The organism is Mesorhizobium sp. CA12 (genome assembly GCF_020165255.1).
GTDB lineage: Bacteria > Pseudomonadota > Alphaproteobacteria > Rhizobiales > Rhizobiaceae > Mesorhizobium.
Genome location: NZ_JAIUHT010000014.1, coordinates 1 through 13,361, shown reverse-complemented (window position 1 = coordinate 13,361; position 13,361 = coordinate 1). Strand labels below are relative to the sequence as shown.

Sequence of the window (13,361 nt, the reverse complement as noted above, 5' to 3'; positions counted from 1 at the left end):
CAAGGCGCGCCATCATTTGTAACCTGCCCATCAAGGTCGGGGGGGGGAAAGCGCACGCACTGAAAAATCACTGCCGGGGCTTTGCCGGCGTCGTGTCGTAGGCCGCACCGCGTTCGGCGATGTCTCGGGGATTTTTCCAGTGGTCAGCATGACGCGCTCGACGATGGCAGCGCGCCGCGGCGGTTCCTGACGACGAGTATGCGATCGGATGACGTGTCGGGATCGCCGTTGACGCCCTCGATATGAAATCGGCCAGCTTCGATGTCTGCTCGGCCGCTAAATGCCCTCGGAGCCCTCCACGTTCTCGTGAATCGTTGAGCTCGGCTCTGGCGCGGTTCAGGCTTTGCCGAGACCGACTCCGGCAACGATATGGCCGAGCCGCACTTCCTCGGCTTTACATCGTCGCCTGCCAAGGTTCCTAAAACTATCTCGCGCTGTGGACTTGTGCCCGACCCTCGGAGTCGGTCTGGTGGCTACCGGGACGATGTTCGCACCATGGCCTTCGAAATGCGACGACCGGCCGGGCGACCATTTGAGGCCAATTGACCGCCGACGGTCAGCCTCAAACGACATCGTCGCAAGAAGACTCCGTCGTCCGCGTCATGGCCCCAGCATGTCCAGCTTCGAGCAGTCAGGCCTGAACGGCTCCGACAATGAGTTCTATCTCTCTGATCTCGCGACCGAAGCCCACCTTCGAACAGCTTCAGGCAAGCTGCTTGCTTGTCGAGTCAGGCGACGGCGCTTCAAAAATCCTCCCCGGCTCCAGGCCTTGACCGACCTTACCTGAAGCACGGCACATTGCGTTAGATCGCCAAACCACTCGGGATTCCTCATCGCCGCAATGTGCACCAAGTATTCTAACATTGTTAAATTGCCGCATAACACGTTGAAAACAAACGACCGCCAGAGCGCGCAATGTGCGCTCTTTTATCTTGCCGTCCTAATCGGTTGTGCTTGATGAGAGTTGGCATGCATCGTCGATTCTCCTCAATGCCACGATAATATACGAGTTTGTTCTCTAGGCTACGATCCCGCGGTCTGGCGTCGAGTTCCGATGCGACGAGCAGTCCTCCGCGCTCTGGGACGGGATGTTTGGGCTGCAGCGTTGCAGCGCTCGAGCCGTCGCGGCGCACTTTTCCATCGCACTGACGGAGCAGCGTCACAGGCAATCGAGCGCGGTCCGGCCGTCTTCCGATCGGCGCGGCCGCAGGCAAGATAACGTGCGTTCCGTCGTTGTTGGTCTGCATCGGTTCTCATCCCGCCGTGGCGGATTCCAATGTGTCAGATGGCGCGAGTCAGCGTGCCGCCGCCTGCGTTTCAAGTTCCGTCCCGCCGCTCATCGATGCGCTCCCAGCAGACCCGGTCCTTGGTGTGGCAGCGTTGCGCGGCCTCGGTTTCGGTCGCCGTCACATCGCCGACATAGAACGTGCCGTCGTTCCACATGGCGTGCATGATCACCGCCAGTTTGCGCGCGACCGCGACACAGGCTTTGCGATGACAAGAGCCCTTGGCGAGTTGCTGGCCCCAACTCTTGACCTTGTCCCGGCCGCGAAAGCGCGTCATCAGAGCCGACTGCCTCGTACAGCGCGCGCCGCACATCGGCGTCGCCAGCCTTGGAGATGCTTCCCTGAACGTCGATCGACGTGCCCGATTGCCAGCGCCGCGACGTCAGCCCGAAGTAGGCCGCGACGTCGCGCGAGCGGCGAAAGCGCGACGGATCGTCGATTGCCGTCATAAACGAGAGCGCCGTCACTGGACCGACGCCGGGGATCGCATGGAGCGCCGGCAGAGCTCGCTCTCGCGACGATCTTCACGACCAGGTCGTGCAGCCGACAGTACTCTCGCCACAGCGCGGCGCGTGCTGACAGCATGGCGTCCATCAGCTCGGCCGACAGCGGATCGTCTGTAACAGCCGTGCGTACCGCCTGGTCGAAACCGCCGCGCGATGTGCCGCCAAGCTTGATGCCGAACGCTTTCAGCGAGTGGCGGATGGCGTTTTCGAGATCGAGGAACTTGCGCGTCAGGTTGCGCCGGTGGGTCCTCAAAAGCCGCATCCGATAGCAGTCCTGCGTCTTGATATGAGCCTGACGGAACCAGCCCGCGCGCGTGATGTGGGCGATGCCGAGCGCGTCGGCAGCGTCCTCTTATTGCGCTGCGCCGACATCGCGGCGCGCACGTGCTGGGTCTCCAGGCAAGTCACTGGAAGTACGCGTTTCAGAAGCTCCGGATGCAGCCATGGCGACAGAGATTCCGCCTAATGGCCGACACGCCGCAGCCGCGCGACGAACGGCCCAACACCACAAACAAGGCATCGGGATCGGTCTCCACCTTGACCGTCAGATGCACCTCACCGTGCTCGTCGACGACGCACACCGCCATCTCGTCCACTGCAACATCCAGTCCGCAAAAGTATTCCATCAGCCGCCTGTGACAGTTGATTTCTTAGCAGTCGGCGCAGCGGGCGGCAGCAGAGAAACGAAGGCTTAGGGAGCTACCCCGAGATCACCTGCCAATCGAAAATCCTTACTTGAACAATATGGACGGGGGGACCGTCCGCGCAATGGGAAGGGAGTTGTCCCAGCCCTCGCCAGGAGTGAGCCTCGCCGCTGAGGAACTCCTTGATGCAATATCGGCCGCGTCTCTGTAGTGTAGACACCTTACCGTGCCCCGCAGCTTTTCCTGACTCATCGGCGGGCCGTCGAGGTGTTCGGAGCGAAGAATTGCTGAACGGGCCGCACCCGCCCATCCTATCAAATAGGTTGCTGAGCTACTCGCTTCGACAAACAATTAGCGGGCAGATTTGGAAGCTTCATAAGGCATGGTTTGGCAGATATGGCTCGTTAGTTTGATGGAGGTGGCTTTCGGTTCCGCAAGGCGGCACAATGCCGAGAACGGAACGACGGCGCCTCGACTTTGTGTACAGCTCATTAACGACAAACCGCTTTTGTTTCCCGGTAGGAATGATGACAGAAAACGAAGACGTGAAAATCCTTTGGCGGAGTGCATTGCACGCCTGGGCATCAGACGACTCACTGTTTGATGAGCGTTTTCTGAGTGAATACGGCGATCGCGAGTGGGGTGTAATAGAGGCATCCGAACGTGCCGCTGCGCACTCCCTCCATGTAGAGCTCATTTCTAGGGTTACTACACAACCTTTGGGCTACAACGAGGGTAGCGAGGAGAGCGCCCTTAAGAGTGTATACAGCCTCTTCGAAGTAGCCCGAGAGCTTACCAAAGGTGCAGCAAACGCGCATACGTTTGAGACGGTTGTTTGGCATGTTCTAAACTCGTTCGTACGGCCCTTTACCGCAAAATGGCACCTAAAAGCGAAGGCGGGCCAGCTTCGCGCGCTCGACAGCACCGACTTATTTCGCGCCGAGCTAGCGGAGGTACAAAGGCGACTAATATTGCTGGACGGCGTTCTGACCAGGATCGGTGCCGCTCAATGGTACTCGGCAGAAGCGTTCGCTCGGCCTGCTGAAACTGCCATCTTGCAGGAAATGGCCGCAAAGGTTGTGTGGAAGCCTATGGGGGAACCCTCGGCTGTTTCGGCAACCAGGTCTCGTTCGCCAGAGGAGACTGCAAAGCTTGAAGCTCTGAGGTTCGATGAAATGGCTCGAATCAAGCAGCGGCGGCAGTTCTACGCTGTCAAAGACGAAGACTGGGCCTCCGGGATTGCGCTTTCCGGCGGGGGCATCAGAAGCGCAACCTTCGGCATGGGCGTTCTCGTCTCGATGTCGAAAAGAAACCTCCTTAGCCAATTTGACTATTTGTCGACAGTCTCTGGTGGCGGCTACACCGGATCGTTCTTGACGCAGTTGCTTGGGTCGCCCGATAACAGCCCTGACCTTACCCTTAGTTCGACTGACCTTCCCTTCAAGCGAGAGGAAGGGGAATCCTTGCTACTGCAGCGCATTCGCCATGGCGCCAGCTTCCTATCGTCAGGCGCCTGGGAACGGTTCGCCGTCGCAATGGCGCAGGCCCAGGGCATCTTCATAAACATTTTGATGTTGATGCTCGTGATCTCACTTCTGGCAAACCTGCAGATCTTCTTGAGCCACCTCTTGGCGCCAGATCGCACGGCGCTACTGGCTTCGCTGTTTATCGCCGCATTCTTTGTTTGGGCATTGATCCTGCCAATCGCGCGACGAGCTGTCAGAAAACGACTAGATCTCTTGAACAGGCTCAACGCATTGGTATGCGCCTTTCTGCTCGTTCCGCCACTTTGGGCCGTTTTGCAGGCAGCAAGCGGCATGGCAACGGGCATTCGGGAGATGTTGGCACCAGACAGAAGCGCTGTAACAGGGTACGCGCTCGTTTTCTTGACAATCTTTGGTGCAGCCTTCTCCATTGGCAGCGCCCTATTTATCGGTTTTATTCGAATTCGCCCTCTTTTGATGACAGCGCTGACAGCGATTTTCGTCATTCTTTTCGAAGGATTTCTTTTTCAGATTCTGAACGGCTTGGGCAGCCTTACAGCTTTGTGTGTCCTGGCCTCGTTGATTGCGGTGGGCTTCGCTCTGTTCGTGACCCTGAACATCAACGCAACGTCACTGCACCATTACTATCGAACCAAACTCTCGCACGCGTTCCTTCTTGGCGGAAACGCTCAGCCAGCGAGGCCCATTAAACTCAGCGAGTTTTCTTCAGAGCGCGCGATGTTTCCGATCATCAACTGTGCCTTGAACGTTCCGGGCTCAAAAATGCCCGAAATGCGCGGCCGTCATGCGGATTTATTTGCGTTCACCCCGGTGTCTGCCGGGGCAAATTTGATAGGGCATTCCCCTATTTCGGAATGGGAAGGTAAAAACCCGCAACTAGATCTAGCGACGGCGATGGCTCTATCCGGTGCCGCGGTATCCCCTCAAATGGGTCTTAGGACGAGTCGTTATGGCAGTTTTTGGCTGACGCTCCTAAACTTGCGGCTCAATCTATGGCTAAAGAACCCTTCTTCAAAGAGACGCCTTCGCCTCTTTCCCAACCTCTGGAACCTTCAGAAGGAATTATTGGCTTCTGCAGACGAAGAAGGCGCATTTGTTAACATCTCGGACGGCGGCCATATTGAAAATCTTGGAGTGTACGAACTGTTGCGCCGACGGTGTCGTTTCATTGTTGCTGTCGATGGCGAAAACGATGGTAAAATGACATTTCATGCGCTGACCAATTTGCAACGTCTGGCCTATATCGATCATGGTATTTTGATTGACGCCGACCTCGAAGATCTCCGACTTGGTGACAATGGGCTTAGCCGATCCCATTTCCGGTTCTGCCGTATCCGGTATCCTTCGGGCGCCGGCGATCGCGACGAACAAATCGGATATCTTCTCTATCTCAAGCTCTCGCTTACAGGCAACGAAGGCGAGTTCATTCGGCGCTATAAGTTCGATGAGCCGGCCTTTCCTCATCACCCGACCGCAAATCAGTTCTTTACCGAGGTCCAGTTCGAGGCCTATCGCGCCCTGGGTGAACACGTCGGGGACAAGATGTTCTTGTCTGCCATTACCGGCATTACCGACGGCACTCACATGCTTTTAGACGATTGGTTCTATGGTCTAGGGAAAAGCTTCCTTGATCCACTTGGGGATTCCAAATTGGCAAAGTGACTATCATTTGGGCTGGCTTGCGCTCGAACCGAATCCGGGATGTAAAATCGGCTAGGCCCTGCGTTCTTCTCCGCGAGACAAAAAACGGCGGAATTTCAACCGTCTGCGCTAGGTCGCCCTTTACAAAAAGATTGCGGAGCCCAACATACCAACTTGGTTAGACGGGCCGAATGAGAAATGTTGCAAATCAGCGGACTCGCCGCTTAGGGGCCGTTAGCGGTTTGTCCGCTTTTCACCGTTGGCGATCCGCGGCCAGTCGCGATCTAGTTCGCAGGTCGCCAGAATCGCTCCTCGACGGCGGCTGGTTGATCTGCGGGGACCCTGAAGCGCTCCTCCCTCACCGAAATGCCGAGGTGATCGTGGAACAGCGCGACGTAATCGCGTTGATCCTGGAAGTCGGACGGCACCTCGCCTAGCTTGGCGGCTACGTCGAGGGACGCTCCTCCGGTAGAGGTCACTGGGATGACTTTCGCATCCGGCTGAAGTTGCCTGAACATTTCGTATTCCGCGATGATTCCGCCCATGCCGCCGATGAAGACCGCCGCCCTGAACTCGTGCTCTTGGAACATGCGTTGCCGCATGAGCCTCAAACTCGCCTCACGATCATTATCAAGCCTCTCTGTGAAGACGACATTCCGGAAACGCTTGTTGTCTTCGGGGAACTCGTCTTTGAAGAACTCGGACTGATAAAGCGTCACCCATTCCGCGTAGTCGATGCTCATGCCCTCGGACATGACGACGATCATCGGAGTGATGGCCGGATGGCCACCCCAGATAAGGCGTCTGCGCCCCAGCGCCACGTATGCGAGCGCGGACACCGCGGCGGTTATGGCAACGGTGTCTGCTGTCGCCGCGAATTCCGGACCACGCCGCGGATCGGGAACCCCCGCCGATAAGAAGATCGCTTCAGCCATTAGTCGTCCATACCTGCCAGGGCCCATCCTGCCTCTGACACTCGGATAGTCTTCACTGCCTTTATTTGCTCGTCGAGCCACGCGAGATGGGCGATCCAACTATCGCGAATTCCAATGTGATCGTAAACAAGTATGGGCACCTCGCCCTGCTCGGCCTTCTTTGCTTTTGTGGCGACGTCGTTCAATGTCTCGGCTGATGGGATACCGACGATCGGATAAGCCCAGATAAGGCGCTCGTTCAGCAGCCGCACGGCAATTGCCCGGTGGGCGCCCACGGCCTCGACCGCGGCGCCGATTTTCTCGACGTCCGCCCTGAGCTTTCCTGTGATCGACATGTACCGCGCGGCGATACTCATGCTCCGGAGCCGCTCGACGCGGAGTACGATCGAATCTGCCGTTGTATCGGCGATCGGGCCGTCAGGACCGAGGAGTTCTTCAGGATCGAGATATACGGTCTCAGCCATATCCATTAGACGACTCGGCGTATGCTCCGGCCAGATTACGCGAATGACTTGGATCTCTTTCGCCCGGGCACGGCCAATCTCCTGCCGCGTCCATCGGCTCGCGAAGTAGCTGGGAGTATCAAGCATTACGACAACGTCGGAGTCGACCAGCCGATGCCACAGGACATCCTGGAAGGGCTCGCCGGGACGAATGTCATGCGTGTCGAGGAAAACGTCGAATCCCCGAGAGTTAAGGAGGTCATGAAGCTGCAACGCTGCCGCCCGTGACTCCGTTCGTCTGTAGCTAACGAAAACCCGGCGTTGCGCGCGCAGAAGGCCGACGCATTCCAAGGCAGCTCCCGAAAGCTCTGTCAAATCCGGATCGTCGGACCGGCGTCTCAATCCGTTCGCGAATTGCAGCGAGGGCGGGATCGCGGCGCCAAAATCACCCAAGTGATCAACCGTCGGGATGATTGGCAAGCTTGCGTCTTTGAGTTCGTTTGCGACTTCGACATCAACTTCCTTGTCGCCACCGAAATAAACGGCCGCAAAGGCGTTTCGAGGATCTCGCGCCCGAGCGGACTGGCCGTCATGAATCACAACGTCGGTACCGACCGACAAACCAAAATCGGCGATCATCTCTCCGATCGTCGCCGCAAGCGCGATGCGCTCTTTTTCTGTCGGCGATCCAAGTACCGCTAGTTCGTAAAAACTCATCGACCTGCGAGCCCCGCGGCGGTTTCAATCCATCCGCCTATGTTCTTATGTCCGTGCTGCTGCGCATAGTCATACGCCATGCAGCGACTGGATATCTGGACGACGGCGTCAGTTTTGGGACCAACGAACCACAAGTCACTCTCTGGGATGGCTCTCGTGTAGTCAGAATAGGACACCCACTTTGCGCCGTTCCACTCGGCGAGATAGATCGAGCCATAGCTCCGGTAGACACCCATCTGTGCGAGTGGATCGTACCCCCTGGCGGAAGTGTATCCGTTCCTGTCTCTAACACCATGGATGTAGACCGTCAGTAGGCCGTTGCCCTTAATGATGCTGCGGGCGATCTCGTAGCGCACCCAGCGCCTCCGCCAGGTGTTCGTCCCAGTGAGCACGCAAGTCACCGATGTGTTCTCCAGTCCTTTGCGGAGAAAGGCCTTCAGCGTATCGTCATTTTCGCGTTTGGAAGCCTCGAATACGCTTCTGTCGAAAAATCCGACGTCGACATGGTCAGGCTTCGCCACCCATGAGTTTCGAACATTCCACGCGCGCCAGACGTCGGATGAATAATGGAAGGAGAAGAACGTTCTACGCGCCACTGGCCGCTTCCTCGTCAGAGCGTCTGATTGCCAGAGAGGTGGATCCCTTTCCCCGCCGCGTCGAAGCTCCCAATCCCGCCAGTAGAGGCCTCATCGAGATGTCGGTAGAGCTCCAGATATTCATTGCCGTGCGTGACGCCACGGCCGTCGCGTGTGGGAATGACAAGGATGCGATTCAGGCTTTTGACTCCGTCCGCATACCCTATCTCCCAAGGACACCAACGGCTGCCCATAGAATTCTGGGTCGCGAGGAAGAAGAACATCTCGAGGTCGCGGATCTTCGCCTGGATCTTTTCCGCTGTCCGACGATCCGGCTGCTCCGGCATCGACCCGTCTTCCCAGTCGATGTAGACTTCCCATCCATTTCTGTGGAGGTAACCTTGCAATCCCTTGGCGAGTTCGGCGTCAAGGTGGCTGTGACACAAAAACGCCGTACGTTTGTTCTGCGCCCGCCCTTCGCTTGCTGATTTCCTTACCGTCGAGTAGCTCGCCGAGGCACGAATGTCGCTTTGGTAAATGGCCATGTAATCCCCTCGCTTGAGCAAGGATTCTTGCCTGATTCGGAAGCCTCAGGCGAGTTCCCTGCCTCGATCTTAAAGCGAAATTCTCATCTGCGACCCCAAAAGTGAATCAAGCCAAACAGTCAGAAGCACAGTGTTATTCAATGCGGAACCAGGTTTGAATTCATGAAAATGTTTTGGCTAAATATCTCCACGCCTCTTTTTCGGATCTGACACAATCTACTCTATTGCAATTTGCATCGAATAGGACGATTGATCAAAAATCGGCTTGGCTGAGAGCAGTTCAACAGCCTGTTACGGAAGGGCTATAATTCCAGGCCGCGAACGTATGCTTCGAGACAAGCTAGCCGACTGTTAAAAGTGCGGGATTGGGCCATTGCTGCCTGGCAGCCTTGGGGCCGAAACCGGGCTGTCGGTTGTTGGCGGCAGTCACGCAGATAGCTGCCGTTCTGCAGCCGACCCATTTTAGCCGTTCGGCTCCCAAGTCCGAAGTCCTTGCGGCCACTCGTGGTGAGCAGGCGTGACACGCTGCGTTCATTCTGCATGTATCCCAATTCTTCGCTTGTGCTCGCTCTGGGAACCAAGCTTCACGTGAGAAACCGCTTCTTAAACGCACCTCGCACATGGTGTGCGCCACGTGGAAACCAAGCGCTGGCAGAAGTGGGCGTCGTGCAATACACCTTCCGCTTGGACAGTCCCAGAGCGATCTTCTTCCGGCTAGAAGGCATAACCCAAACACCCAGGTGTTACCCGTTCCAGCAACCGGAGCAGCTGCAGCGATCGAGTAAATTGAGGCGACTACCCACCGCATTTGGCGAACGAAATCTCATTCGCCAGCCTTTTCCGTCGCAGCCTGCTACCTAAGCCCTCAGACGAATAGCTTCTTCTACCCAGGATTCAATGTTGTTTTTGATCGTATCGTACACACCCTTACTGTCTATCCCGCCAGGATCGTAGGTTTTGGCCCAATTGGTCAAGGGCTTTTCGTCGGCACCAACGGTAAATGTGCTGAATGGATTGGCGCCTTTTGCACTTGCATTGCCATTTCTATCCAGCAGACGATGAACGTGGATGCCCACCAGCGCCTTGCCATTATCGAACGCATACTTAATTTCGTGCCTTACCCACTTCCGCGACGCTGTGTTGGCGCCGATGAGGACAATGACGGTGCTCCGACCGACCATGTTCCCGGCTATCCAATCCGCCACGGCCTTGTCGCCCTTGCGCTTGATTTCCTCAAACTCATTGGCAGACACCAGCGCCTGTCCCTCGATTGCGCCGATGTTCTTGACGGTGCTAACCCGCCAATTGTCTTCGTCGTAGTAGAAACTGTAGAAGCATTTCCTTGCCATGAATTCACCTCGCAAATCAAAGGAGTAAGTTCACCCGAAATCTGCCGTTACCACAACCGAAATCATTTCGTCCGGAACATTTTAACCGATGGTCGTTATTGCACGTTGCGATGGCTCCGGCGCGCGCTCCGGCTGATCAAAGGCCGGCCTTCAAGGCCTGATAGGCAAATCCCGACAGGCTGGGAGCCATGGCTGGCGGACCGGGTCACAAGTCAATTGGCAAGTCCCTGGAGCGAAGTCCGTTGCCCTTGGATGGCTTACACGCGCGGATGTCCAAAAGCCTCTTTGGCGAGTTGTCTGCTTGCTCATGGCTTCAGTCGGCTGATAAGTTGAGTTGCCCGAAGGTGCTATATAGGGAGCGCGCTGACTTGGCTTACGAGTGGGACGTCTTCATCAGCTATCCCCGCCACGGTCAGGTTGGAACATGGGTTAGCAATCACTTCGCTCCTGTACTGCGGGAATGCTTAGACTCAGTGCTCCCTCAGCAACCACGGGTGTTCATCGACAACGGAATTGAGACCGGCGTTATCTGGTCCGACGTGCTAAAGCAGGCCTTGCTCCGCAGCCGTCTTCTGGTTGCCATCTGGACCCCGCCGTTTTTCCGTTCACACTGGTGCATGTCCGAGTGGGAAAGCATGCTTGCGCGCGAGGCCTTTCTAGCCGGCGGGCGGCCACCGCGCGGACTTGTCTACCCCGTGGTCTACTCCGATGGGAATCACTTCGCGCAGAAGGCAAAGCAGACCCAGTTCAGGCGCGACCTGACAGCGTTCACCTACCCCTATCCCGGCTTTAGAGACTCGGCCGCCTACCTCGCTTTTCACGACGCGATGATGGCCATTGCGGCGGATATCGAGACGCATCTCCAGACGGTCCCGCCTTGGCAGGCGGATTGGCCAATCGTGGACCCCCCGGTTGAGGCACCACCCCCCGTTGCGTTACTGGAGCTTTGACGTTGGCTGGTAGCGTCGTAACGTTCTACTCATATAAGGGCGGCGTCGGCAGATCTTTTGCCCTCGCTAATGTCGGCGTGCTGCTGTCCCGATGGGGCTTCCGGGTTCTCTGTATTGACTTCGACCTTGAGGCACCAGGCCTGTCGCACTTCTTCGGCTCTGTGGCACAGGACGACCAGACGCGCGACTGGCTTGGCGAGGGGCCCGGGCTGGTTGAGCTCGTTGCCCGCTATAGAAGAGAACCCGGGGCACCGCTTGCTTGGCGTGACCACATCCACCGCTTAAGCTCCCCTTCGCTTGCGGGAATCTCGCTGATGAAAGCGGGCCAAGCCGATCGGACATATTCCCAGCGCCTGCGCCGTCTGAATTGGAAGAGCCTCTACCGCTCGGGTCTCGGAAGCGCGTTGGAGCGAATGTTCGGCGAGTTGCGGGATGAGTTCGACTACGTCCTGATCGACGCCCGCACGGGCGTCACAGACTTTTCTGGCATTATCGCTGCGCAACTCCCCGACGTGCTCGCATTTTTGTTCACCGCAAATCAGCAGAGCCTCGAGGGCTCGATCGACGTCGCACGGCGTGCGGCCAAAGCCCGCAACGGTCTCGCCCTGGACCGTTCGCGGCTCCTGCTCCTTCCGATACCTGCGCGCTTCGAAACCCAGTTCGAGCATCGGATTTCGATGGCGTGGCGGGACCGGTTTGCCACCGAGCTTGCTGAGTTCTATCGGGGTTGGGCCGGGCCCACGGACTCGACCGCTCGGCTTATCCAAGCCACCACCATCCCTTATGTGCCCTATTGGACCTTCGGGGAACGGCTGTCCGTCGTCGAGGACGAGACCGCGGACCCCCTCGGCATCAACTACAGCCTTGAGACCCTTGCCGCGTTGCTCGCTCACAGGCTGGGCCAGACGAGCCTTATGCTGGAGAGCCGCGATGATTACGTGGCCGCCGCGAGGCGCATCGCTGCCGGCAGTAGGCGTTCTAGGTCAGACGTGTTCCTGAGCTACGACCATGTTAACACGTTCGCGGCCGAAGAAATGCGGGAGGCGCTTTCGAAGCGGGGGCTTTCGGTCTTCATGGACCGTTATGAGCTTCAAGCCGGAGAGCCGTCTGAGACGGCGCTGCGATCCGCGATTGAGGCGTCGGACCACATGCTAGTATTAGTCGGGGACGGCACGCGCGAGCGTCGTTGGCAGGAATTCGAGATTCGCGCTTTCCAACGGCAAGCCGCGACCGACGGGCACTCTAGATTCATCGTGCCGGTCTTGCTGGATGGCACGCCCACCTCGGCAATACCAGACCTTCTGCGTCACATGCAGTATGTCACCGTTAGCCTCGACTTCGATTCCGCTGCGAGACAAATCGTAAAGATGCTTAGGCCAGCACAACTGGTGCCTGGGCCCCGTCCCGGGCGGAAGTGCTACATCAGCTTCGACGCCGCGCATGACATGTGGCGGGTTCAGCAAATCCGGAACATGGGTCGAATCGAAACGCAGCCGATACTGGATCGGGAGGCATGGGACAAGGTTCTCAGGCGTGGCGACAAGGCCATCACTGCCTGGGTTGACGACAACATGCGTGGGAAAGAGTGTCTGATCGTGTTGGTCGGTGCCCAGACCGCTGACCGAAAGTGGGTGAGGTACGAGATAGAAAGGGCATGGCGCACCGGCCTCGGCATCCTCGCGATCCACGTTCACAATCTCAAGGACCGGAACGGGCGGTCCTCAGAAAAGGGGGCGAGCCCCTTCGATGCGCTTTCGATCGAAGGCACTGCCATGGACGCCCAGACCTACGACCCCCCGTTTAGCGACGGCGTCACCGTTTATGAATACATCCGGGATAATCTCAGCCACTGGATATCTCATGCCGTGGGCGCGCGGCGACACCGAAGTTGATGCGCAAGGACGCAGCGTTGAGAACGGGGCCAGTTCCACTTTCCTTTCCCATCACAGCAAGAAATAGGAAGTGGTTGCGAACGGGATCCGGGCGATTGAGAGCAAAGATCTTTTCGATAAGATCGATTCCGAAATTCCTCATGAGAGTGATGTGACGGCTGACGCACCGGACCCAGCTCAAGCGACCGGCACACCCGAACCTGTTACTCGCGACAGGCTCACCAAACGTATAGAGCCGCGGGATCACGCCAAGGCCGGGGGTAGTCGGAGCGGTAACTCAGCCATCCTGAATGCAGACTCGCCCTTAAACGCAAAAACCGCCCCGGTTAGACCGGGACGGTTATTGATTTATGATAGAATTGGTTGCGGGGAC

Annotated in this window: 8 protein-coding genes and 1 pseudogene; 3 read left to right on the top strand and 6 right to left on the bottom strand. The window is 57.5% G+C overall.

The genetic code is table 11. From position 1 onward, the window contains the following. Positions 1-1,317: 1,317 nt before the first annotated feature. Positions 1,318-2,418 (bottom strand): annotated as a pseudogene (locus LB520_RS21670) (IS110 family transposase). Positions 2,419-2,963: 545 nt separating this feature from the next. On the opposite strand from LB520_RS21670, the gene LB520_RS21665 reads away from it, so the two are divergent. Next, entirely contained in the window at positions 2,964-5,603 is a 2,640-nt protein-coding gene (locus LB520_RS21665) for a hypothetical protein (RefSeq protein ID WP_224639111.1), read from the top strand. Between the two features lie 263 nt (positions 5,604-5,866). Here the strand turns inward: LB520_RS21665 and LB520_RS21660 are convergent, their stop codons facing one another. The 5 genes from LB520_RS21660 to LB520_RS21640 form a co-directional block, all read right to left on the bottom strand. Next, a complete protein-coding gene (locus LB520_RS21660; RefSeq protein ID WP_224639108.1) occupies positions 5,867-6,517 on the bottom strand; it encodes a hypothetical protein in 651 nt (216 codons plus the stop codon). Beyond that, on the bottom strand, positions 6,517-7,677 hold the full coding sequence (locus LB520_RS21655) for a toll/interleukin-1 receptor domain-containing protein (RefSeq protein WP_224639106.1): 1,161 nt from the start codon (positions 7,675-7,677) through the stop codon (positions 6,517-6,519). Before LB520_RS21655 ends, LB520_RS21660 begins: the two co-directional genes overlap by 1 nt. Further along, the gene (locus LB520_RS21650) at positions 7,674-8,273 is read right to left on the bottom strand and encodes a TIR domain-containing protein (RefSeq protein ID WP_224639104.1); all 600 of its coding nucleotides are present in this window, start codon (positions 8,271-8,273) and stop codon (positions 7,674-7,676) included. Before LB520_RS21650 ends, LB520_RS21655 begins: the two co-directional genes overlap by 4 nt. Before the next feature lie 14 nt (positions 8,274-8,287). After that, entirely contained in the window at positions 8,288-8,797 is a 510-nt protein-coding gene (locus tag LB520_RS21645; protein WP_224639102.1) for a toll/interleukin-1 receptor domain-containing protein, read from the bottom strand. A gap of 857 nt (positions 8,798-9,654) precedes the next feature. After that, positions 9,655-10,146, bottom strand: a complete 492-nt coding sequence (locus LB520_RS21640) for a TIR domain-containing protein (protein ID WP_224639100.1) — start codon at positions 10,144-10,146, stop codon at positions 9,655-9,657. A gap of 188 nt (positions 10,147-10,334) precedes the next feature. Between LB520_RS21640 and LB520_RS21635 the strand changes: the two genes are divergently transcribed. Beyond that, positions 10,335-11,096 carry a TIR domain-containing protein gene (locus tag LB520_RS21635; protein WP_318012121.1) on the top strand — a complete coding sequence of 254 codons (762 nt, stop codon included), beginning with the start codon at positions 10,335-10,337 and terminating at the stop codon, positions 11,094-11,096. 2 nt (positions 11,097-11,098) lie between these two features. Further along, positions 11,099-12,988, top strand: a complete 1,890-nt coding sequence (locus LB520_RS21630; protein ID WP_224639098.1) for a KGGVGR-motif variant AAA ATPase — start codon at positions 11,099-11,101, stop codon at positions 12,986-12,988. Positions 12,989-13,361 lie beyond the last annotated feature (373 nt).